This window comes from Methylobacterium sp. WCS2018Hpa-22 (assembly GCF_031843785.1).
In the GTDB taxonomy this organism is placed as follows: Bacteria; Pseudomonadota; Alphaproteobacteria; order Rhizobiales; family Beijerinckiaceae; genus Methylobacterium.
In genome coordinates, this window is the sequence record NZ_JAVTJA010000002.1 from 343,566 (window position 1) to 366,485 (window position 22,920).

Genomic DNA, 22,920 nt, shown 5'->3' on the forward strand with positions numbered 1-22,920 from the left:
CCTACCTGACACGCGTCGGTGCGACGGCGCTTCGGCGAAAGAGAAGAGCGTTTCCATGCGGCGTGTCGTGATCACCGGGATGGGCATCGTCTCGTCCATCGGCAACAACACCCAGGAAGTCCTTGCCTCCCTGCGCGAGGCCAAGTCGGGCATCGGCCACTCGGCCTCCTATGCCGAACTCGGCTTCCGCAGCCAGGTCGAGGGACGACCGAGCATCGATCCTGAGGGGATCGTCGACCGGCGCGCCATGCGCTTCCATGGCGGCGGCACGGCCTGGAACCACATCGCCATGGATCAGGCGATCAGTGACGCCGGCTTGGAGGCTGGGGACGTTTCCAACGACCGCACCGGAATCATCATGGGCTCCGGCGGGCCCTCGACGAAGGCGATCGTCGAATCCGCCAACCTCGCCCGGGAAAAGGGCCCCAAGCGCGTCGGCCCCTTCGCCGTCCCCAAGGCGATGTGCTCGACGGCCTCGGCGACGCTCGCGACTTTCTTCAAGATCAAGGGCGTGAACTATTCGATTTCGTCCGCCTGCGCGACGTCCAACCACTGCATCGGCAACGCTGCCGAAGTGATTCAGGGCGGGCGTCAGGACATTATTTTCGCCGGCGGCTGCGAGGATCTGGACTGGACGCTTTCCGTCCTGTTCGACGCCATGGGCGCCATGTCCTCGCGCTACAACGACACCCCTGCCCGCGCCTCCCGTGCCTATGATGTCAACCGCGACGGTTTCGTGATCGCGGGTGGTGCGGGCGTCCTTGTTCTGGAAGAACTGGAGCATGCCAAGGCACGCGGCGCTCGCATCTACGGCGAGCTCGCGGGCTACGGGGCGACCTCCGACGGCCACGATATGGTGGCCCCCTCCGGCGAAGGCGCCGTGCGCTGCATGAGGCAGGCGATGGAAGGGCTCAAGGGCGCGAAGATCGATTACATCAACCCCCATGCCACCGCGACGCCGGTGGGCGATCTCAAGGAGATCGAGGCGATCCGCGAGGTCTTCGGGCGCGGCGACGATTGCCCACCGATCTCGGGCACCAAGTCGCTGACCGGTCATTCGCTGGGAGCCACCGGCGTCCATGAGGCGATCTATTCTCTCCTGATGATGCAGAACGGCTTCATCTGCGAGAGCGCCCATATCGACGAACTCGATCCGGCTTTCGCCGACATGCCGATCCTCAGGCAGCGCCGCGACAACGTTCAGCTCGGTCACGTCGTGTCGAATTCCTTCGGCTTCGGTGGAACCAATTCCACTCTGGTCCTGAAGCATATCGACGCTTGAACGGCTAAGCTTATCTAGCTCTACTTGGGTCATACTGTCCATATATCGGCCATTTTCTCGGAACCGCGAATTCGACTTCGCGTTTCCGGGATGGAGCCGAAAGTCTGCGATGGTGATGATCCTGATTTCCTTGAGTGCGCTGACTGGCCTCGGTGTCGCGGCCACGGCCTGCATTCGGGCTAAGCAGGCGCTCTTCGACACCGCACTCGACGAGACGCGCGGCTATTTTTGATCGCTCGCCATCCCCACAAGCCCAACGCGATAGTCGATCCGTACAAGGCCCGCACCCGAGTCCCGGTTCGCAGTGGGATTGGACAGTTCATCGATGCCCGCGCTAAGCGTCCTCGCAATGGCCGGAACTGTCTGACATTTCGGCGCGAGGGATGCGAGGATACGGATGACGGGTTTGATGGCAGGCAAGCGCGGCCTGATTCTAGGGGTCGCCAACGATCATTCCATCGCCTGGGGCATCGCCAAGTCCCTGCATGAGCACGGGGCCCAACTCGCGTTCACCTATCAGGGGGAAGCTCTCGGCCGCCGCGTGAAGCCGCTGGCCGCCTCCCTCGGCTCCGATATCGTGGTCCCCTGTGACGTGGAGGACATCGCCAGTGTGGACGCGCTGTTCGCTACCCTGGATGAACGCTTCACCGACGGGATCGATTTCGTGGTCCACGCCATCGGCTTTTCCGACAAGGGCCAGCTCAAGGGCCGCTATGTCGACGTGACCAGCCGCGAGAATTTCTCGCGGACCATGGTCATCTCCTGTTTCTCATTCACGGAGATCGCGCAGCGTGCGGCCAAGCGGATGCGCAAGGGTGGCGCGATGCTAACGCTGACCTATGGCGGTTCGACCCGGATCATGCCGAACTACAACGTCATGGGGGTCGCCAAGGCCGCGCTCGAGGCATCCGTGCGCTATCTCGCGGGCGATCTCGGCCCGGAGGGAATCCGCGTCAACGCCCTCTCGGCCGGCCCGATGCGGACTCTGGCCGGCGCCGGCATCGCCGATGCGCGCCTGATGTTCAATCACCAGCGCGCCCACGCTCCCCTGCGGCGCACGGTGACCCTCGAGGAAGTGGGCGGATCTGCGGTGTATCTGCTCTCGGACCTTTCCGGTGGCGTCACCGGCGAGGTCCATTTCGTCGATTCCGGCTACAACATCATCTCGATGCCCCGGCCCGACGTGCTTCAGGCACAAGACGAGGCCGGCGTCGCCGACGCCTGATCCTCCACCCGGCTCAGGCGCTGGCCGGTTCGGGCGGGTTGCTCTCCACCAGCCCGAGAATATCCTCCCAGCGGGACACGAAGGCGGCGACGCAATCCGGATCGAAATGGGTTCCGGCATGCTCTTCGAGGTGCCGGCGCGCCGCCTCGGGAGTCCAGGCCTTCTTGTAGACCCGCTCCGAAATCAGCGCATCGAACACGTCGGCGACGGCGACGATGCGGCCTGCCAGGGGGATCTGCGTCGTGCTGAGCCCCTGCGGATAACCGCCGCCATCCCAGCGCTCGTGATGGGTCAAGGCGATGTCGGAGGCGAGTTGCAGCAGATGCGAGGGGCTGTCGTACAGCATGCGATAGCCGCGGATCGCGTGGTGCTTCATCTCCTCGCGCTCGCTGTGGCTCAGCGGTCCCGGCTTCATCAGGATGCTGTCGGGGATGCTGATCTTGCCGATGTCGTGCATGGTCGAGGCCAGGGCGATATCGTTGGCGTCTCCCTCCGACAATCCGAGGCCCTCGGCGATGGCGATAGCGCAACCGGCGACCCGCGTGAGGTGGTCCCCCGCCTGATCGTCGCGGAACTCGGCCGCCAGCATCAGGCGGCGGATGATCTCGCGTTCCCGTGAGGCAGCCTCGGCGCCGGCACGGTCGACGTCACGGCTCATCGCATCCGATTGCCGGTCGAGTACCTGGCGAGCCAGAGCGAGTTCGAGCAGGTTGCAGACCCGGATCTGAAGGTCGAGTGGATCGATCGATCCGGTCATCACGTCGGTGGCGCCGGCCTCGACAGCCGGGCGCCGCAGGGCGGGGGAAGACCCGAGAAACAGGATTGCCGTGCGGGCGTGCCCCCCGTAGGCGCGCAGGTCCCGGATCACGGCCGAACCATCGATCCCGCTGTCGGGATCGTGCATCACGATGACGAGATCGGCCGGTTGGAACAGTTCGTCGCTCGCGGCGGCTTTCGCCCCGGTGACCAGCCGGATGGCGCAATCGAGACTTCGCAGGTTCAGGACGAGATGGACCGGCGCAGAGGCGCAGACGATGGCGATAAGGGCCGAAGCCGTCTCTACGGATGCGGGCATGGCAGGCATCAGAACACGGTCTCTCCCGACCTTCGAAAGCAGCGGCGGCTGCCGGACGATCCGGAAGACGGAACGCACGCGGGCGAGTCCGCGACGGACGCACGTTCCATCGCCGGAAGCACGGATACAAGGCTCATAGACGGAAATTGCGGCTGAGGATCGCGCCTCAGTTCTCTGACTTCGCGGCCCGCCTCCCGTGTCGCTTCTTGAGCGCTCTCCGCCGAAGTGGATGCCGGTTCGGCGAAAAAGGAGCGCGGCAGAACAAAGGCCTGAAGATGTGCCCCGACCCAACGTGGTCGGGCGCAGCTCTAGCGCCGGCCGGTCGATCCGAATCCACTTTCTCCGCGCCCGGATGGGGGTTCGGATTCGTCTGGATCGAGCGCGTCGACGATGGTGAAGTCCGGCCGTGTCACGCGGGTGAAGACCAGTTGCGCGATCCTGTCGCCGGGATGGATGACGATGGTCGCCGTCGGGTCGGCGTTGCGGTTCCAGGCCGAGACCATCAGAGGCCCCTCGTAATCCGCGTCGATGACGCCGGTCCCGTTGCCCAGCACCAGCCCCTCGCGATGTCCGAGGCCGGAGCGCGGGAAGACGAGGCCGCACCAGTTCGGGTCGCGGATCAGTACGCTGAACCCCGCAGCGATCAGCACGGGGGGAGCCTGAGGGGTAAGGAGCAGGGGCTCGTCGAGACAGGCATGGAGGTCGAGCCCCGCCGCCGCTGACGACCCCCAGCGCGGAAAACCCCATTCCCGCAGGCGGTTGTCGCGGATGAGCAGACCGACTGTCGGGGCGGCGGACTCGCCGCTCACGCCGCCCGTGCCGCGATGACGTCGGCGAGCGCGACGATGTGGGACGCCTCTACCGCATGGAGCCGCTCGATCATCCGGCCACGGAACGCGATGGCCCCGCGCGTCCGGTTCTCCGGCTCGGCGAAGACAGCGATGATTGCGCGCGCCTCCTCGATCTCATCCTCCGAGGGGCCGAACAATTCGTTGGCGGTGGCGATCTGGCCGGGATGGATCAGCATCTTGCCATCGAACCCGCTATCGCGACCCTGCTCGCATTCGGTGCGGAATCCGCTCTCGTCTCGGAATGCATTGTAGATGCCGTCGATCACGTCGATCTCGTAGGCCCGTGCCGCCATGACCACGTTCATTAGCCAGGGCATCAGGGCCGGACGGCCCGGTACTCCGAGCCGGACCCTACTGGTCTTGGCGAGATCGTTCGGCCCGACGAGCAGGCATGACAGGCGCGTATCCACGTCGCGGGCGGCGCTGGCGATCTCGTTGATGTGCAGGATGGCCAGAGGCGTCTCGATCATGGCCCAGACACGGGTATGGTCCGGAGCTCCGAGCCGGCGCAGGCGAGAGCCGATCGACACGAGGGCATCGGGGCCGGAGACTTTCGGAATCACGATCGCGTCCGGTCCCGCCGGCGCGATGCGGGCGAGGTCGGCCTCACCCCATTGGGTGTCGAGGCTGTTGATCCGCACCGCGACCTCGCGCCGGCCATAGGGCCGGGAGGCCACGGTGGCGGCGACGGCGTCCCGTCCCTCCGCCTTCATCTCGGGTGCGACGCCGTCTTCGAGGTCGATCATCACGACGTCGGTGGGCAGGCCGCGCGCCTTTTCCAGAACCCGCGGATTGGAACCGGGCATGGCAAGGACGCTGCGACGCGGACGGATGTCGGTCATGGGGCGTCGATTTCCCTGAAGCCGTGGCGTGATGCACGGCCGGCGATACCGCTCGCCCTCTCCGGTTTCAAGCTCTCACACTGTGGCGGGACCGTCCGAGACCCGATGCTCGGGCGCCGCTCGGATTTCGTGCAGGCCGGTCCGGTCTCGAAACCAGAACACCCGCTTGAACGGATTCGCCCCGGATTCCGGATACGAGGATGCCAATCTTCGAGCGAGCAAAACCGCTTCGCTCCGGGTCTGAATGGCATGGGCCAGCGTCTTCCAGGAGCTTTCGCCGTCACTGCCAATTCTTCGGACGTAGATCGAATGCGCCATGATTGACCTCCGCTGAACGAAAACTGGATGAACAATAGTTATCATTCAAGTCGCCCCGGCGGATTGTGGTGGCGCCAAATTCCTCGAAGGTTAACAGATTTTAATATAATCTCAGTTATTTTTAGCCCCGCCCCACCACGGGCGAAAAGCGCTAGAGCAATAGTGGCAAAGCATTAGCGGTGGGTCGAACACAAAGCCAAGCTCCGGCGGAACCGTCATCGGGTTCGGCATTTAAGTTCATATCGCGTGGTCCGTTTCGACCTGGGGGGTCATGTGGGCCAGGCGAAAAGACCCGTGCGCGAAAACTTCCCGTCATCCTCACCCGATCTCTCGAAACTGCTCTTTGACGAGGCCGCCGACGTCGATACCACCCAATGCGTTGGAAGGTCCGTTAGCATTTGATAGCGTACGCTGGTGGAAACCGCTCATGATCGGTGCCGACGCCATGTTCCCGAGACCATCGGCACCCGCCGCAATCGATGACCGACACTGCCCGACACAGGAAGCCGCGAGGCTCGCCGCCCTGCGCTCCTGCGGCATGATCGGCGCGGGCTCCGATGCCGGCCTCGACCGCATCGTCAGACTGACCGCGTCGAGCCTCAGGATGCCGATCGCTTGGGTTTCTCTCATCGACGAGGAGTTCTCGTGGCTCGTAGCCCGGATCGGCGTCGACCTGCAGCGGATGCCGCGGCATGGCCTTCCCTGCGAACAAATCATCGCGCGTTCCGATGTCGTGGTCGTCAACGAGGGTGACGGCACGCCGGGCCACCGGGATGGCGGCCTCTTTCGCGATCTGCCGGATGTCCGCTTCCACGCGGGCGCCCCTCTGATTACAGGCGACGGCCACCGGATCGGCTCACTCTGCGTGCTCGATACCGAGCCGCATGCAGATTTCGACGAAGCAGACCGGGACAGGCTCGCGGACTTCGCCGGCCTCGTGATGGACAGACTGGAAAACCATCGGACGCAATCGGCCAACGCCGCGGTGTTCGGGTTCGCCAAGGCTGCCGAATATGCCCTGTTGGTCGTCGATGGCGCGGGTACGATCGCCTTCTGCAATCCCGCGGCTGAGATCCTGTTCGGGCATGGTGCGGGCGAGATGCTCGGGCGGCCCATCGAAATCATCATTCCCGAACCGCTCCGGGCCGCTCACGCGGCGGGATTTCGACGGATCGCCGCCGGGAACGCGTCACATCTCGCTGGCCGCACCATCGAGTTGATGGCCCTTCATCGCGATGGCAGCACGTTCCCCATCGAATTCTCGATGTCGCTCTGGCAGGAGCCCGGCGGGATCGGGATGGGAGCGCTCATCCGCGACATCAGCGAGTGGCGCGCCCGCGACGCCAAACTGCTCCAGCTGGCCCATCACGATAAGCTGACCGGCCTCACCAACCGTGCTCTTTTCGACGAGCGCCTGGATGGAAGCCTCTCGACGGACCGCTACGCCACGGTGATGCTGCTCGATCTCGACGGCTTCAAGGAAGTCAACGACAGTCTTGGGCACGCCGTCGGAGACGCGTTACTCCAGGCTGTGGCGATACGGCTGTCGTCCTGCGTCACGCCCGAAATTACGGTGGCGCGTTTCGGCGGGGACGAATTCGCTCTTCTCCTGCCGGGACAGGGCAACCCGCTGAAAGCGGAAACCCTCTCCGCGAGAATCCTCGAGATCTTCCAGACCCCGTTCCCTGTGGCGGGACACGTCTTCCATGTAGGCCTCAGCATCGGAGCGGCGATTGGTGGTCCCGGCGCCGCCCGCGACGAGTTGATCGCCGATGCGGATCTGGCGCTCTATCAGGCCAAGCGGGACGGGCGGCGCTGCTTCCGTCTGTTCGAACAATCCATGCGTAGCGCGGTCGTCGCCCGCCGGGCGCTGCACGACGAACTGACCCGGGCAGTGGAGCATTCCGAACTGGTGCTGCACTACCAGCCGCAGGTCGATCTGGATTCCGGTCGGATCATCGGTGCGGAAGCCCTGCTGCGGTGGGCGCATCCCAGCCGCGGCCTGCTGTTACCTGCCACCTTCATCGACGCCCTCGAAGCCCATCCCCTCGCGGCCTCCGTCGGCCACTGGATCGTCGACGATGTGTGCCGGCAATCCGCCATCTGGCGCTCTCTCGGCCTCCCGCCCCTGCGGATCGCCGTGAACCTGTTCGGCGCTCAATTGAGGAAAGGCCGGCTGGCGGGCGAGGTGATCGCTGCGCTCGAGCGTCACGCCGTGCCACCGAGCCTCCTCGAGATCGAGGTGACGGAACGGATCGCCCTACAGGCCGACGACACCCTGCTGAACCCGTTGCGCGACTTGCACCGTCACGGGGTCTCCATCGCGTTCGACGATTTCGGCACCGGGTATGCCTCGCTCAGCTCGCTCAAGCGCTTCCCGCTGACACGGCTGAAGATCGACCGTGGCTTCATCCGCGACATCCTCACCGACCGCCATGACGCCGAGATCGTGCGGGCGGTACTCGGCATGGCTCAGAGTTTTGGCCTCGACGTCATCGCCGAGGGAATCGAGACGATCGAGCAGGATATGATGCTGCGCATGATGGGCTGCCGCGAGGGGCAAGGCTATCTCTATGGCCGGTCCATGTCAGCCGAGGCGCTGGCCGCCCTCGTCACGAGCATGCGGATGGAAGGAAGAACCGGACCGAAAGCGGCCTGACGGAACCTTGTATCAATCCGCAGTGGACCCAGCGGTCACGCGGAGAGCCGTCGATCGCGCGGCTCGGGCTCAGAGGGGACGAGTCGCGCTGGCCTTCTGGAGAAGCCAGCCCTTGGCGCGCTGGATCAGGGCCGGGCGGACCCGCGACACATCCTCGTCGTCCAGCAGGGGAGAGGTGGACAGGGCGGCGAGATACGCCGCTTCACTGCCGCGGCAGGATTTCACGGCGGATTCAGCGGCGAACGTCCGGCTCGTCAGGACGGCTTGCAGGCCGAAATGGCGTTGAAGGCATCCGCGCCAGGACGAATGCAGGGTGGCGACTTCGGAATCCTGCGCTGAGACATGAGGATTCTCGGCCAACGCCTGGGATATGCAGGACAACGGGACCAGGGCAGCCAGCAGGATGACTGCGGACACGCGGCTCAGCTTTGTCATGAGGAGAGTTTCCCGAACCCGGTCACCCTCGCCCATCCAAGCTTAACAAGTCGCTAATTCATCGCCTTTGAAGCGATCCCTCGACGGGATGCTGCCGCATCCGGGACCATGCTCTCTATCTGTTGGCCGTCGTCACCGGCGACGCGGCGCGGCCGAGGGAAACCCAGGCCATGGAGCTCTGGCTTTCGCGCTTGATGAAGGTGTAGCCGGTCTGGCGCCAGGGAAGGACATTGTTGGTCTTGTTGTCGAGGACGAGATCGCCGCGGTCGGTGATCAAGGTCAGGACGGCATGTCCCTCCCCCTTCTCGTCGATGACCACGGTCATCCGCATGGCCCGGCGCGGCAGGCCGGCTTCGGCGAGAAACTTGCGCTTCAGAAGCTGAAAATCCTCGCAATCGCCAGCGCCGGATTCCGCGAGGTCCCAGCGGTCGGCGACGCCGAGTTGCTCCATGTCGGTGACGGCGCGGATGGACTTGTTCACGCGGCGGTTCACCGAGACGATGGTGTTCCAGATCCCCGGGGTCAGCGTGATCGTGGCCGGCTCGGCGGCATTGACCGCGCATTCAGCGGCATAAGTCTCGCAGAACGTGACCCAGGCGCTGATGGGGCGGGCTGCGCCGGCGGTTGAGATGGCGCTCGGCACATTGGGGAGAGAGGCCAGCGTCTGAGCGGAAGCGACGTCCGGCACGGCGGCGAGGGACGCGAACGCGACACCCGAAACCAGGCTCAAACGCCCGATCGTCCGCCTAAGGGAGGCGACCGCATCGTGGAACTTCGAAATCGCGATCCGCATGGCCGCCGCTCGTCCCGTTAATCTGTTGTTAACGAAAGTCTCACGGCCACGGGGGAACGGCAATCGGCGGGTTAAGAAAAGGTTAACGCTGTGGATTTCAGGGTATCGCGGCGAAAGCCGGGGGACGTTGCACGGGCGCCACGAGGGTCCGCACCGACTGCGCGCCGCACACTACCCGGCTGAGCCGTGGCAGAGTGCGGCGGCCGGGGACGCCCTACGCGTCGGGGATGTCCTGGCTGATGCCGAGGGCAGCGAGGCCTTCGTCGAGGAGGTCACCGGCATCGGGCGAGCCCATGATCTCGCGCAGGGCGCCTTCGCCGACGGCTTCGCGTTCGCGGGCGAAGCGGACCGCCTCCCCCCATTCCTCGGCTTCCATGTCGCCACGCCCGACATAGAGAAGAGCCAGGAGGTTGGCCCGCTCGTCGTCGTTGAGGCCGTTGATCATGGAGCGGATCTCCGATTCCGTGGCATCGTCGGCGCTCGACGTGAGGACGTCGGTGGCGCCGTCATCGATCGGGTTGGACCCCGAATCGGGATCGGTCGGTCCTTCCTTCACGTCCAGCGCCCTGACCCGGAGAATGATCTCGGTGACCTTGTCGACGGCGATATCCATGAGACGATCCTGTGATGCGCACCGCCGGCGGCGGCGTTTCCTGGCCGGACGCGACGGCCCTTGTGGGGCGCCGTCCTTGAGCAGCGTCAACCCGCCAGAGCCGCCACGGTTCGCGTGACGCGCTGGATCGCCGGGCTCGATGGCTGCCGAGGCGCCTGGGCGGGCGTCCTCCTCGATCTGGATGATCCCGGCCGCTACCGCGCGATGCGGTTCACCCGCGTCGCCGATCTCCTCGACGGTCCGGAGGCGCCGGTCTGCATTGGGATCGACGTCCCGATCGGCTTGCCCGACCATATTGAAGGTAGGGGTCGCGTGGCCGACAGCGCGGCCAGGGCCTATCTCGCGGGCGGGAGATCGAGCGTCTTCCCGGTACCGCCGCGCGCGGCGGTTCATGCCGGCGACTACGAGGAGGCCAAGGCTCTCTCCCGCGCCGCCAGCACACCGCCCTTCGCGCCCTCCATTCAATGCTGGAACATCACCCGCTACATCCGCGAAGTCGATGACCTCCTTCTCTCGCGACCTGAAGCCCGCCGCGTGATCCACGAGGTTCACCCGGAGGTGGCGTTTCGCCGCCTCAACGGTGACCGGCCCCTCACATCCGCCAAGAAGGGACCAGAGCGGCAAGGGGGGCTGGCGGAACGCCGCGCGCTTCTGCGAAACGCCGGCCTTCCCGCCCCGCTGGTGGATGCGGCGCGACCACGGGGCGTAGGGGCCGACGACCACCTCGACGCTCTCGCCGCTTTGGTGGTGGCCCGCGACATCTTTCTGCGACGCGCCATCCCCCTGCCCGATCCGCCGGGACGCGACCGGCACGGTCTGCCCGTGGTGATCTGGGCTCCCGCTGGTCATGGTCCGATTCCCTGTTAAACCTTGACCATGATTCACCTTCCGACGACCGAAGTGCCCGGACGCTCTTCAAACGAAGAGACTCTCATTCATGGGTTTCGCAGGGAGGAAATTCTTGCCGCTCCCCTTCGCGACGCAGCACGTGCCCTGGTCTTCGACCCGCAGGACCGGCTGCTCCTGATCGCGTACGAGGCGCAACGGCCGATCGATCCCTCGAAGCCGGAGGATAGAACCTTCTGGTTCATGCCGGGTGGGGGTTTGGAACCCGGCGAAAGCCACGCGGAAGCCTGCCTCCGGGAACTGGGCGAGGAAATCGGGGTTTTCGATGCCGAGATCGGCCCACAGGTTGCCGCCTGCAATGGGCCGTTCTTGCTGTTCCCGCTGCTGCGCGATGCCCGCGAACGCTATTTCGTGGTGCGTTTGCCGAATGACGAAGTGGATACCACACGCCTCGCCGAAACCGAGGACAGCACGGTCCTCGGTACGCGCTGGTGGACGCTCGACGAGTTGGACGCCACCGGCGAACGGATCGAGCCGGCGGGCCTCGCTCGCATCGCCAGACGCATCGCGAACGGTGAGCGGCCCGATCCACCTGTCATGCTGGCTTGGCATAAGGTGTGAACCCGCACCGGGCCATCCACCGGAAGCTGGGCTAGGCCAGGCGTCGGAACCAAGTATGGCACGGGCCGTGGCTGCCAAAGCTACGTGTCGATAACCGGGCCGCTACGGCTGCCCTCAACAACAACGCTCAAGGAAGGCAAACGCATGTTTCCAGAAAAGCTGACCACAGGATACCGGTCGTTCCTCGATGGACGCTTGTCGGACGAGGCCAAACGCTACGCCGCACTGGCCAAAGGCCAGAATCCGGAAGTCCTGCTGATCGGCTGCTGTGACAGCCGCGTTTCGCCGGAAGTCATCTTCGATACCGGACCGGGCGAACTCTTCATCATCCGCAACGTGGCGAACCTCGTTCCCCCCTTCGAGGAGGGCGGCGAGTATCATGGCACATCGGCGGCCATCGAATTCGCCGTACAGGCTCTGGAAGTGAAGCACATCGTCGTGCTGGGCCACGCCACCTGCGGCGGCATCAAGGCCTATGCCAACCCGCCGGGCCCGCTATCCACGAGCGACTTCATCGGCAAATGGGTATCCCTGGTGAAGGGAGCCGAGGAGAAGCTCAAGGTTCAGAAGGGGCCGGATCACCTGACCCGCCTCGAATACGCGACCGTGGCTCAGAGCCTCGAGAATCTGCTGACGTTCCCCTTCGTCCGCGAGCGCGTCGCCGACGGCCGCCTGGCGCTCCATGGCGCGCATTTCGGCATCGCTCATGGCGAGCTTCGCCTGCGCAATCCCGAGACGGGGGATTTCGAGCCCGCCGTCGATGGTGGGGGGAAGCCGATGACGCCCGCCTCCCTGATGCATAGCAGCGAAGTCTGAGCAGATTCGCCCCCGTATCTGAATGGATACGGGGGCGGTCGTTTCAGCCAAGTCGGTCAGCCAAGTCGATTCACGAAGAAACGCCGGGCCTCGCCAGCCCGGCGTTTCTCGTTGCAAAGGATAGCGCCGCCGCTCCGAAGGACGGCGACGGGTCCCGAGACTTCAGCGAGCGCCGGGAAGACGCTGCGCCATCTGGTAATGCTGCTGCAGCACCGGAAGCGCCTGCTCGGCATGGGCGCGAAGCGCAGGGTTCGTGCCGGTCTGGGCATAGGACTGGTACATGCCGATCGACATCTCGTGCGACTTTACCTGGATCTGGCCGTAGAGGCGGTCGAAGCGCGGGCCGGCCGGGGCAGCGGCGAGTTCCGCGAGCATGGCCTGCTGCTCGGGGCTGACCGGGACCATGGTGGTGCCGGCGGTGGTGTCAACGTCGCCGTTGAAAGCCTGGCTACCGGCGGCGGCGCCACGGCTCGCGCCGCTACCGATTCCCTCGACGGCACCGACCGGGCCACCGCTCAGCGTACCGGCGACGACGCCGGTGGCAGCGCCCGTGGCCGCGCCGACTGCACCGCCGGCAATCGCCAGCGGGGCGCCGATCAGACCACTGGGGCCGCCGTTACCGGCAAAGGTGCGTTCGCCGCCGGCCAGGGCCACGTTGGCGGCGCGGTGGTCGCGCACGGCGTCACGGGCGAAACGGATCACCTGAGGGTTGCGGCTCTTCGACAGCGCGAGCTGGCTGGACTGAACCTCGAACGCATTGGCCTGCATCGCCTGCAGGCGGAAATCACCGGACATGGTCTGTGCGGCGGCGGGGGTCGCCATGGCGACGGCAATAGCGGAGAACGCAACGTACTTGTTCATGATGAGAACCTCTGGATAGGATCTGAAAACGTCTGGGCGGCGGTCAGGATCGCAGTTATGCAGATCGGCATGACCAACAACGCCACGTTTGGCGGACAACGATACGTCAACCGTTGGGTTCCAAACAAATGTCGTTCTGCATGCGGGCATTCTACTGACGTTCGTCATCATAGACCCAAGATGCACACCGTCTTATAGCCAAGCTTTATCGATACACCCGGCACCTACGATGAGCCCCCCACGGCGCGCCATCTTCCCCTACGCCGCAGAAAAAGCGGGGGTTCACGGGGAGGCGGAGTTTTCCCGAACGCGAAACCGCTTTAGCCTGCCGCCCCGACGACGTTGATGTGGATGGAGGCTCCCGGCGATGAAGACCCTGCTCGTTCCGGTGGCGCTCCATGACGCCCTGCCCTCGGTATTCGCCACGACGCTTCTGGTCGGACGTCGATTCGGCAGCTTGATCGAGGGAATTTCCCTGCGGCCGGCGCTCGCCGAATATGTGCCGGTGGACATGGTCGGCGGCATGACATGGCTGCGCGACGAAGAAGCCGACAAGGCCGAGGCCGAGGCCGCCGGGAAGCGCTTCGTCGATTTCCTCGTCGACGCCGGTATTCCCGTCGCTACCGAGGGTCCGTGCACCCCGGAATTCGTGGCCAGCGCCGGAACACGCTATCGCTGGCGGCCGGACGTACCGGCGGGCGATGCATTCCTCGGCCATCACGCCCGTCTGTTCACCGCCACCGTGGTCGGGCGCCCGGGCACGGGCGATGGCGCGCCGCGCATGACGACGTTCGAAACGGCGTTGTTCGAGAGCGGCCGGCCGATCCTGCTGGCGCCGCCAACTCCTCCGACGAGTGTCGGCGACGCGATCCTCATCGCCTGGAACGGGTCGAGCGAGACCGCCCGGGCTGTGGCCTTCGCCATGCCATTCCTGCGGAAAGCGTCCCGCATCCGCATCATCAGCGCGGAGGGCGGCATGGTACCGGGCCCGAGCGCGGAGGATCTGGCCAAGGCGCTCGCCTGCGAGGGAATCTTCGCAGACCACAAGGCCTTCTCCGAGGGTCGGCGCACACCCGGAGACATCTTCCTCAATGAGGCTCGGGATTTCGGCTGCGATCTTCTGATCAAGGGCGCCTACACGCAGAGCCGCCTGCGCCAGATGATCTTCGGGGGGGCAACCAGCCATGTCCTCGCCCATGCCACCATGCCGATGCTGATGGCGCACTGACAGCATCGGTCGCTCCCTGATAGCGCGCAATTGATTTGTGCGCATACGAACCCGATGCCACCCTGCGCGTTGTCGAAGCGCTTTCCGCCGCAATGGGGGAAGCGTTCGGCCCGGTTCCGAGAACCGGGACGGCTCCACCGCGAGGCATTTCATGACACGACGGATCATCACGGTCGGCACGCTGTGCCTCGGCCTCCTCTCGGGCCTGCCGGCAACGACTTCCTCCGTCCTCGCCGATCCCGCGGTGGTTCGCGTCCGGGGCACGATCGAGGCCGTCGAGGGCGACCACGTGACGATCAAGCCCCGGATCGGACAATCCGTATCGGTCAAGTTCGCCGATGCGATGAAGGTAGCGGCAGCCAGCAAGGCCGAGATCGGCGACATCAAGCCCGACAGCTATATCGGCACCGCCGCGACGCCTCAGGCCGACGGTACCCTCAAGGCCCTCGAAGTCGCCGTCTTCGCTCCGAGCATGCGCGGGACCGGCGACGGTCATTATCCGTGGGATCTCGAGAAGGAAAACACGATGACGAACGGCGCAGTGGGCGCGCTCACGGGCACTGCCGGCCGCACGATCACCGTGACCTATAAGGGCGGCGAGAAGACCATCACTGTCCCCGAGGACGTGCCGATCGTCGCCCTGAACCCGTCGGACAAGTCCGCCATCAAGGTCGGCGCCCGCGTGGTGGCGATCACCAAGGCGGATGCAACCGGCGCGGTCGTGGCCGACCGGTTGATCGTCGGCGAGAACGGTACCGTCCCGCCGATGTGACCCGCGCCTCAGCGCGACTTTGATCGTCCGGGGCATCGGCGCAGCCCCGGCACCGAGGTGTGATTCCTGCCGCCTGCCTCGGGTACTACGACGCCGAACTCCCACGCCTTGAGGGCACGCCATGCTCAAGTCCTTTCTGACGACGCTCACCTTGACGCTCGCCATGACGGCCACCGCCGCGCGGGCCGATGACATCACGCGCTATCGCGGGACCATCGAGAAGGTCGACGGGGCGGTCGTCACCATCAAGCCGCGCGTCGGGGAGTCGCTGACGGTGAGCATGGCGCCGGATGTGAAGGTGCTGGCGGCTTCCACCGGCAGGCTCTCCGACATCAAGCCCGACAGTTACATCGGCACGGCGGCGATCCCGCAGCCGGATGGAACGCAGAAGGCACTGCAGGTCACCGTCTTCGCCTCGTCCCTGCGCGGCACGGCCGACGGCCATTATCCGTGGGATCTCGGCTCCAACTCCACCATGACCAACGGCGCCATCGGAACGATCTCCGGCACCGAGGGTCGTAGCCTGCTGGTCAAGTATCAGGGCGGGGAGAAGAAGGTGACCGTACCGGAAGACGTGCCGGTGACCCAGGTCGATCCGGGCGACAAATCCATCGTCGTCGACGGCGCGAAGGTCGTCGCCTTCACCAAGAAGGGCGCCGATGGAAAGCCTTCCGCCGTGATCCTGATCGTCGGCCGCAACGGGACCGTTCCATCGATGTGACGGCGTTGTGCCCTCCCCTCTCTATGGGGGAGGGTACCGGCGGAGCAAATGGGAGTGGGCGGGGTACGCGAAACGCCGTTCGAGATGCATGTCAAAGGTCGAACACGCGATGTCACCGTCTGCCGCCGGCCACCCGCGCGTTGTGGTGATCCACCCCCTCCTTGTGCGCGTGACACATTGGATCAACGCGATCGCGGTGTTCTGTATGCTGTTCAGCGGGTGGGCGATCTATAATGCCTCTCCGCTCTTCCCCTTCGTATTCCCGAAATGGGCGACGCTCGGCGGATGGCTCGGCGGGGCGCTCGCCTGGCACTTCGCCGCCATGTGGCTGTTCGCCCTGAACGGCCTCATCTACGCACTCTACGGCCTGCTCTTCCGTCACTTCGCGCGTTCGTTCCTGCCGGTGAGCCCGGCGGCGTTCTGGCGCGACGCCACGGCCGCCCTCAAGCTGCGCCTGCCCCACCGGATCGGCCAGTACAACGCAGTGCAAAGGCTCGCCTATCTGGTGGCGTTCCTCCTCGGCATCCTGCTCCTCGCCTCGGGGCTCGCGTTGTGGAAGCCGGTTCAACTGCAGGGGCTGGCCAATCTCTTCGGCGGCTATGAAGCGGCACGGCGCGTCCATTTCCTCGCCATGTCCGGCCTCGTCGGCTTCATCCTGCTCCATCTCACACTGGTGATCCTGGTGCCGCGGACCCTCGTGGCAATGATCACCGGCCGCGCCCGTATCCCCGTCGATCCGGTGGAGGCACGCTCATGAGCCGTGATGAGAACGAGGCGAAACGCCTGAGCGGGCTCCGCCTCGAGATCCAGCCGGAACTGGTGAAGCTGGAGCGCCGCCTGTTCCTACGCTCCGGCCTGTCGCTCGGTGCCCTGTCGCTGCTCTCGGGCTGCGACCTCTCCACCGGCGCCAACGGCACGGTGATCGATCGGGCGCTCTGGGCGATGTCGCGGGCCAACGACCGGGTCCAGGCCTGGCTGTTCGATCCGAACACCCTCGCACCGACCTATCCGGCGAGCATGATCGACACGCCGTTCCGCTTCAACGCCTACTACCCACCCGACAATATACCCGAGATCGACGAGGCGACGTGGAAGCTCGATGTCGGCGGCCTCGTGGCCGACAAGACACCCTGGACTCTACAAAGGCTGCGCGCCCTGCCGCAGGAGAGCCAGATCACCCGGCATATCTGCATCGAGGGCTGGAGCCAGATCGGCCAGTGGAGCGGCGTACCGTTGAGGTCTTTTCTCGAACGGATCGGTGCCGACCTCACCGCGAAGTATGTCGGCTTCAAATGTGCCGACCGCTATTACGGCAGCCTCGACATGCCGAGCGCCCTCCACCCGCAGACCGTCCTGGCACTGGATTTCGGCGGTGTGCCGCTGCCCCTCGAATATGGCTATCCCCTCCGCGTGCGCGTGCCGACGAAGCTCGGCTTCAAGAGCCCCAAACACATCGTATCGGTCTTCGCGACCAATGATGATCCCGGCGGCTATTGGGAGGATCAGGGCTACAATTGGTTCAGCGGCATCTGACCCCGGGGCCCGGCGCACTGGGGCCGACGGTTAGTCCAGACATCGTCTCGGGCTCTAAAAGCACAAGCCTGCTCCAGCTTGATGAAGATGGGGGAGGATCTTTCCAGAAGCACCTGGACTTTGAAAATCCCTCTCGTTGACCCGGGAGGGTGAGAATAGGCACACTACATCCCAGCCGTAGAGAACGTCGTTTCTCCGCGAAATGCTTGCCAGGACTATCGTGTCCGGGCGCTGAGCTTCGATGGGATATCCGTGCCGAGCCACTTCGAGTCGCCCCCCGCCGATATCAACGCCTGTCCGGCAGCGATGAACGTCGCCGCCGCTGCAGAGCGGTCTGCAAGGCGGGCGCCGAGCGGAGCGAAACTACGGCAGCGTCGCGGACGCTGTTAGCGGTCCATAAATCCAGATCCCGTCCCTGCCGCCGCCCCCTCGAGGCCGAGGCCGGCCGGATGACGGTCCTCCCACATAGAAGACGACGCCCGTAGGAGCGAGTGATGGTTCTCGGAGATCAGGTCGTGTTTGCGAGGCTCGATGTCGCCGAAGCACTCGGAATCTGGCGCCATGCCACCGGACGCATTGTGGATGTCTTTCCCGCGGCCGGTGGCGCACAGGCCGTGGACGTCCACTTCGAAGGCCACGGCCTGCTCGTGGGCTACATCGCGACGCTGTTCCAGCGCGTCGGCTGATCTCTAACTCTTCGATCATGACAGGGCTCGTCCGAGCCCGCCCAGGACGCGAGACATATGACTGCCGGTGCTCAAGCCTCGCGCCGTTCCGGCGATCATCCGAACAGCAACATCCTGCGCCCGCCTCTGCGCAACGTGAGCCGGACCACGGCCGAATCCGACGTCTGGAACGCCATGCGCGCCGAGGCCGAGGCCGCGCTGATCGAGGAGCCGCTCTATGCCGGGATCATCCAGGCCACGGTCCTCGACCAGCCGAGCCTGATCCACGCCTTCGCCTACAGGCTCGCCCACCGCCTCGGCGACGGTGATCTCGCCCGCCTTTCCACCCGCGACCTCTGCCTCTCGGCTTTCCAGGCCGATCCTTACGCGGGCGACCATGCGGTGCGCGACCTCGTCGCCATCCGCGAGCGCGACCCCACCTGCCGACGCTACCTCGACCCCTTTCTGTTCTACAAGGGCCTTGCCGCCCTGGAGGGCTACCGCGTCGCCCATTGGCTCTGGCACCAGGGCCGCGTCACCCTCGCGCTGCATATCCAGAGCCGAATCTCCGAGGTGTTCGGAGCCGATATCCACCCGGCCGCGCGAATCGGCTCGGGGGTGTTCATCGACCACGCCACCGGGGTCGTCATCGGCGAGACCACGGTGATCGCCGATGACGTCTCGATCCTGCAATCGGTCACCCTCGGGGGCAACGGCAAGGAAAGCGGCGACCGGCACCCCAAGATCGAACGCGGGGTTCTGCTCAGCGTCGGAGCCAAGGTGCTGGGCAACATCCGCGTCGGCGAAGGCGCGAAGGTCGCCGCCGCCGCTGTGGTGCTGCACGACGTTCCCGCCCACACCACTGTGGCGGGCGTGCCGGCCCGCGTCGTCTCACGGATCGTCACGGCCGAAGATCCCGCACAAAGCATGGATCAGTTCTTCGGCGACGGGATCTAGCGAAACGATTTTTCAGCTCTTGGTTTTCGCCGAACCCCCTCGGGGTGGATTAAAAATCTCTCGATTTGGCGAATGATAGATCAGCATTATCATATAAGTCAGCGAATAGAATATCTGATCTAAGATATCCAAAAAATATAGAAATTAATTCCGTTGACCCGTTTCTGTAACAAGAGTTAGACACAGCCCATCCCTGCAGCGACGCTTTGTCTGATGCAGTGGATTATGGGCAAGATCAGCCCAAGATCATTCAATGGCGAAGGCGGACGCGCGACTGGTGCGGTTCCGATGCGGTCTTGCCGCGTCGCGGCTGATCGCTGCCTCCTGCCGGAATACGGAGATAAACCCCGATGAGTGGACCCGGTCTGAGCGTGAGCGCCTCGGCGGCACGCAATCTCGCGACGGCGACCGTCACTTCGGTTCAGAACGCGGCCAATACGCCACGCTGGTTCCATCGCCTGCTGCCCTTCGTCGACGTCGCCGGCGGCGTCTACCGGGTCAACCGCCGCGCGGTGGTGCTGGCCAAGCCCGGCCGCATCGAGCTCGCCACTGACGGCGGCACCCGCACCGTCCGCCCGGCCTCTCTGCGCAGCGTCCCGCTGTTCAGCCGTCTCGGCGACAACGAATTGTCGGCGCTGGCCTCCAAGTTCACCGTCTCCCAGCACAAGGCGGGCGAGATCATCGCTGAGGAGGGCTCCACCGGCCGCAGCCTCACCGTCGTGGCCGAGGGCACCGTCGAACTGACCCTGTCGGGCCCGTTCAAGAACCGCCTGCGCCAGGGCCTCGCCACCGGTGGCGACTATTTCGGCGACAGCGACCTTGTGAGCGAGAACGCCCCCGCCCCCGCCGTGAAGGCGCTCTCGGCGGTGACGCTCCTCACCCTCGACCGCTCCGCCATCGAGGATGAGGGCATCCGCTCGCGCATCGCCCAATACGTGGAAGAGCGTGACCGCCTCAAGGGGCACACCAACAGCGAGGGCGAGCAGGGCATCGAGCTTCTAGCGGTCCATACCGGCGAGCCGCGCCTGCCCACGACCTTCGTGGATTACGAAGTGAACCCGCGCGAGTACCACCTCTCCACGATCCAGACGATCCTCCACACCCACACCCGCGTCACCGATCTCTATTCCAACGAGATCGACCAGCTGCGCGAGCAAATCCGCCTCACGGTCGATGCCGTGAAGGAGCGGGAAGAGTGGGAGTTGTTCAACAATTCCGAGTTCGGCCTCCTCCACGAAGTCAGCCAGCGCCAGCGCATCCCCACCCGTGGCGGCCCGCCCACCCCGGACGATCTCGACGAGTTGCTGACCCTGGTCTGGAAGAAGCCCGCCTTCTTCGTGGCCCATCCCCGCGCCATCGCAGCCTTCGGTCGTGAAGCCACCCGCCGCGGCGTGCCCCCGGTGGTGATCCACCTGTTCGGCTCGCCCTTCCTCACCTGGCGCGGCGTTCCGATCGTGCCGAGCGACAAGCTCCCCATCGACATCGACCCGGTGTCCGGCGCCCAGACCACCTCGATCCTGCTGCTCCGCGTCGGCGAAGGCGAACAGGGCGTGGTCGGCCTGCAGAAATCCGGCGTCACCGGCGAGATCGAGACCGGCCTGTCGGTGCGCTACATGGGCACCAACGACCATTCCATCGCCTCGCACCTCGTGACCCGCTACTTCTCGGCTGCGGTGCTGGTGGAAGACGCCATCGCACGCCTCGATAACGTGCTGCTGGGCAACTACCATGACTACGCCTAACGCGCCGGGTCTCCCCACGGGCAGTCTCCCTACGGGGGTGTTCGGTGACACGGCGCATGCGGATCTCGTCGGGCGCCTCGCCCGCGAGATCTACGGTCAGGGTCAGGCGGCGTCCGCGCCCCTGACCCCCGCCCTGCCGCAGACGCCGCAAGCGCCGCAGGCCACCCCACAGCTGCCGCAGGCCCTGGAGAATGCGCCCCAGGGCTTCGGCCACCCGATCGCCCCCCAGGCCTTCGCCCCCAAAGCGGATCTCGGCACGCCGTCGATCCCCTCGGGCTCCGCGCCGTCGGGCCTCCAGCCCGACGCCTCGGCGCTGGCCGCCCGCTCGTTCGGAGCCCCTCCGGTCGGCCTCCCCGGCCTCACCGGTCCGGGCTTCGCGCCGCCCTCGGCGTTTCCCTCGGTCCATCCCGAGGCGCAGGCTCCCCGTGGGGGCCTGCCCGAGTTCTTCGTGCCGAGCGTCGCCGATGTCGCCGCCTTCCTCCCAGGCGGCCACGATCTCCACGCCACGATCGCCAAAGACCATCCGCGCGCCAATGCCTTCGCGCATGGGTTCGCGCCGTCCCTGGTGCCGGAAGCGCCCGGTCATCGGGGCCGGAACGCCTCGCATCAGGACGCCTCGCAGGAGACAGTCTCCCGCGCCGGCCGGACTTCTCCGAATGCAGGCCGGAAGGTGGAGATTGCCGACGAGCCGTTCTCGTCGGGCGAGTACTACTTCCTGACCGACCGCAGCCGGACGGGCAACGCCGCGCCTGCCCCGTCGCATCACCAAGAGCCTCGCCCCGGCCATGCGCCCCATGTCTCGTCGCAGGGCTCCAGCCCGGTGGCGGCCCCCTTCGACGTGGAGCGGGTGCGCAAGGACTTCCCGGCCCTGCACCAGAGCATCAACGGGCATCCGCTGGTCTGGCTCGACAATGCGGCCACCACCCACAAGCCGCAAAGCGTCATCGACGCGACGTCCGAGTTCTACGCCCGCCACAACTCGAACATTCACCGGGCCGCTCACACCCTTGCGGCGCGCTCCACGGACTTGTTCGAGGGCGGGCGCGAGAAGGTGCGTCGCTTCATCAACGGCGCCTCGACGGACGAGATCATCTTCCTCCGGGGCACCACCGAAGCGATCAACCTCGTCGCCAACTCCTACGGTCGCGCCAATATCGGCCCGGGCGACGAGATCATCATCTCGACCATCGAGCATCACGCCAACATCGTCCCTTGGCAACTCCTCACCCAGGCGACCGGGGCGACCCTGCGCGTGATTCCCGTGGACGATCGCGGCGAGATCATCTTCGAGCAGTTCGCGACCCTCCTGTCGGGCCGCACCAAGATCGTCTCGATCACCCATGTGGCCAACGCTCTGGGCACCATCAACCCGGTCCGTGAGATCATCGCCCTGTCGCATGCCTACGGGGTGCCTGTGCTGGTGGATGCGGCGCAATCATCGCCGCACATCCCCCTGGACGTGCAGGCGCTGGACGCCGACTTCCTCGTCTTCTCCGGGCACAAGGTGTTCGGGCCGACGGGCATCGGCGCCCTCTACGGCAAGCGCGCGCTGCTGGAGGCGATGCCCCCGTGGCAGGGCGGCGGCCACATGATCGAGGACGTCACCTTCTCGAAGACGGTCTACAAGGGCGTTCCCGAGAAGTTCGAGGCGGGCACGCCGGACATCGCGGGAGCGGTCGGGCTCGGCGCGGCTCTGGACTACCTCGAGAGCGTCGGCCTTCCCGGCATCGCGGCCTACGAGCACGACCTGCTCGAATACGCGCAAGCCGGGCTCGCCGAGGTGAAGGGCCTGCGCCTGATCGGAACCGCGCGACAGAAAGCCAGCGTCATGTCCTTCGTCGTCGACGGGCATGACAACGAAGCGGTGGCCAAGCACCTCGACGCCCGCGGCATCGCCGTGCGCTCGGGCCACCATTGCGCCCTGCCGGCCCTGCGCCGCTTCGGCGTCGACCAGTCGGTGCGCGCCTCGCTGGCCTTCTACAACACCCGCGCGGACGTCGACGCCTTCCTGAAGGGGCTCCACAGCCTGCCGCGCCGATAGCGTCGGGATCCGAGAACGCGATGC

The 22,920-nt window shown here is 65.7% G+C and carries 23 protein-coding genes; 16 read left to right on the forward strand and 7 right to left on the reverse strand.

All coding sequences use genetic code 11. From position 1 onward, the window contains the following. Positions 1-55: 55 nt before the first annotated feature. From fabB to fabI, 3 genes are all read left to right on the forward strand, one after another. Entirely contained in the window at positions 56-1,282 is a 1,227-nt protein-coding gene (gene fabB / locus RQI43_RS04090; RefSeq protein ID WP_311274286.1) for a beta-ketoacyl-ACP synthase I, read from the forward strand. Positions 1,283-1,391: 109 nt separating this feature from the next. Beyond that, entirely contained in the window at positions 1,392-1,514 is a 123-nt protein-coding gene (locus RQI43_RS04095; protein ID WP_281435301.1) for a hypothetical protein, read from the forward strand. A gap of 165 nt (positions 1,515-1,679) precedes the next feature. Continuing rightward, complete coding sequence (fabI, locus tag RQI43_RS04100; protein WP_056423568.1) at positions 1,680-2,507, forward strand: enoyl-ACP reductase FabI; 828 nt, start codon at positions 1,680-1,682, stop codon at positions 2,505-2,507. A 13-nt stretch (positions 2,508-2,520) separates the two neighbouring features. Here fabI and RQI43_RS04105 read toward each other — a convergent pair whose 3' ends face one another. The 3 genes from RQI43_RS04105 to RQI43_RS04115 form a co-directional block, all read right to left on the reverse strand. After that, positions 2,521-3,582, reverse strand: a complete 1,062-nt coding sequence (locus RQI43_RS04105) for an HD domain-containing phosphohydrolase (RefSeq protein WP_311274287.1) — start codon at positions 3,580-3,582, stop codon at positions 2,521-2,523. Positions 3,583-3,890: 308 nt separating this feature from the next. Then, on the reverse strand, positions 3,891-4,391 hold the full coding sequence (dut, locus tag RQI43_RS04110; protein WP_311274288.1) for a dUTP diphosphatase: 501 nt from the start codon (positions 4,389-4,391) through the stop codon (positions 3,891-3,893). Continuing rightward, positions 4,388-5,275, reverse strand: coding sequence for a CoA ester lyase (locus tag RQI43_RS04115; RefSeq protein ID WP_311274289.1), 888 nt, complete (start codon positions 5,273-5,275; stop codon positions 4,388-4,390). The genes dut and RQI43_RS04115 overlap by 4 nt, the downstream gene beginning before the upstream one ends. Before the next feature lie 745 nt (positions 5,276-6,020). Here RQI43_RS04115 and RQI43_RS04120 point away from each other — a divergent pair. Beyond that, positions 6,021-8,252, forward strand: coding sequence for an EAL domain-containing protein (locus RQI43_RS04120; RefSeq protein WP_311274290.1), 2,232 nt, complete (start codon positions 6,021-6,023; stop codon positions 8,250-8,252). Positions 8,253-8,321: 69 nt separating this feature from the next. Here RQI43_RS04120 and RQI43_RS04125 read toward each other — a convergent pair whose 3' ends face one another. From RQI43_RS04125 to RQI43_RS04135, 3 genes are all read right to left on the reverse strand, one after another. Then, positions 8,322-8,687, reverse strand: coding sequence for a hypothetical protein (locus RQI43_RS04125; RefSeq protein WP_311274291.1), 366 nt, complete (start codon positions 8,685-8,687; stop codon positions 8,322-8,324). Positions 8,688-8,802: 115 nt separating this feature from the next. Then, positions 8,803-9,480, reverse strand: a complete 678-nt coding sequence (locus RQI43_RS04130) for a transglutaminase-like cysteine peptidase (RefSeq protein ID WP_311274292.1) — start codon at positions 9,478-9,480, stop codon at positions 8,803-8,805. 214 nt (positions 9,481-9,694) lie between these two features. Next, positions 9,695-10,093, reverse strand: coding sequence for a DUF3775 domain-containing protein (locus RQI43_RS04135; RefSeq protein WP_056423558.1), 399 nt, complete (start codon positions 10,091-10,093; stop codon positions 9,695-9,697). Positions 10,094-10,207: 114 nt separating this feature from the next. Between RQI43_RS04135 and RQI43_RS04140 the strand changes: the two genes are divergently transcribed. The 3 genes from RQI43_RS04140 to RQI43_RS04150 all read left to right on the forward strand — a co-directional run bounded on the left by RQI43_RS04140 (position 10,208) and on the right by RQI43_RS04150 (position 12,376). Continuing rightward, on the forward strand, positions 10,208-10,960 hold the full coding sequence (locus RQI43_RS04140) for a DUF429 domain-containing protein (protein ID WP_311274293.1): 753 nt from the start codon (positions 10,208-10,210) through the stop codon (positions 10,958-10,960). Positions 10,961-10,969: 9 nt separating this feature from the next. After that, entirely contained in the window at positions 10,970-11,560 is a 591-nt protein-coding gene (locus RQI43_RS04145) for an NUDIX hydrolase (protein ID WP_082469881.1), read from the forward strand. 144 nt (positions 11,561-11,704) lie between these two features. Continuing rightward, entirely contained in the window at positions 11,705-12,376 is a 672-nt protein-coding gene (locus RQI43_RS04150; protein ID WP_056423555.1) for a carbonic anhydrase, read from the forward strand. Between the two features lie 162 nt (positions 12,377-12,538). On the opposite strand, the gene RQI43_RS04155 is transcribed toward RQI43_RS04150, so the two are convergent. Continuing rightward, positions 12,539-13,240, reverse strand: coding sequence for a DUF4142 domain-containing protein (locus RQI43_RS04155; protein WP_311274349.1), 702 nt, complete (start codon positions 13,238-13,240; stop codon positions 12,539-12,541). A gap of 364 nt (positions 13,241-13,604) precedes the next feature. On the opposite strand from RQI43_RS04155, the gene RQI43_RS04160 reads away from it, so the two are divergent. The 9 genes from RQI43_RS04160 (at position 13,605) to RQI43_RS04200 (ending at position 22,896) form a co-directional block, all read left to right on the forward strand. Then, the gene (locus RQI43_RS04160) at positions 13,605-14,465 is read left to right on the forward strand and encodes a universal stress protein (protein WP_311274294.1); all 861 of its coding nucleotides are present in this window, start codon (positions 13,605-13,607) and stop codon (positions 14,463-14,465) included. A 151-nt stretch (positions 14,466-14,616) separates the two neighbouring features. Next, positions 14,617-15,237, forward strand: coding sequence for a hypothetical protein (locus RQI43_RS04165; protein WP_311274295.1), 621 nt, complete (start codon positions 14,617-14,619; stop codon positions 15,235-15,237). 121 nt (positions 15,238-15,358) lie between these two features. Next, positions 15,359-15,958: a hypothetical protein gene (locus RQI43_RS04170; protein ID WP_056423549.1), complete on the forward strand. Its 600-nt coding sequence runs from the start codon at positions 15,359-15,361 to the stop codon at positions 15,956-15,958. A 109-nt stretch (positions 15,959-16,067) separates the two neighbouring features. After that, positions 16,068-16,715, forward strand: a complete 648-nt coding sequence (locus tag RQI43_RS04175) for a cytochrome b/b6 domain-containing protein (protein ID WP_311274296.1) — start codon at positions 16,068-16,070, stop codon at positions 16,713-16,715. After that, positions 16,712-17,491, forward strand: a complete 780-nt coding sequence (locus tag RQI43_RS04180; protein ID WP_311274297.1) for a molybdopterin-dependent oxidoreductase — start codon at positions 16,712-16,714, stop codon at positions 17,489-17,491. The genes RQI43_RS04175 and RQI43_RS04180 overlap by 4 nt, the downstream gene beginning before the upstream one ends. Before the next feature lie 494 nt (positions 17,492-17,985). Continuing rightward, positions 17,986-18,177, forward strand: a complete 192-nt coding sequence (locus RQI43_RS04185) for a hypothetical protein (RefSeq protein ID WP_056423545.1) — start codon at positions 17,986-17,988, stop codon at positions 18,175-18,177. A 57-nt stretch (positions 18,178-18,234) separates the two neighbouring features. Continuing rightward, positions 18,235-19,113, forward strand: a complete 879-nt coding sequence (gene cysE, locus RQI43_RS04190; RefSeq protein WP_056423543.1) for a serine O-acetyltransferase — start codon at positions 18,235-18,237, stop codon at positions 19,111-19,113. 350 nt (positions 19,114-19,463) lie between these two features. After that, positions 19,464-20,855: a family 2B encapsulin nanocompartment shell protein gene (locus RQI43_RS04195; RefSeq protein ID WP_311274298.1), complete on the forward strand. Its 1,392-nt coding sequence runs from the start codon at positions 19,464-19,466 to the stop codon at positions 20,853-20,855. Next, on the forward strand, positions 20,842-22,896 hold the full coding sequence (locus RQI43_RS04200) for a family 2A encapsulin nanocompartment cargo protein cysteine desulfurase (RefSeq protein WP_311274299.1): 2,055 nt from the start codon (positions 20,842-20,844) through the stop codon (positions 22,894-22,896). Before RQI43_RS04195 ends, RQI43_RS04200 begins: the two co-directional genes overlap by 14 nt. Positions 22,897-22,920: the final 24 nt, after the last annotated feature.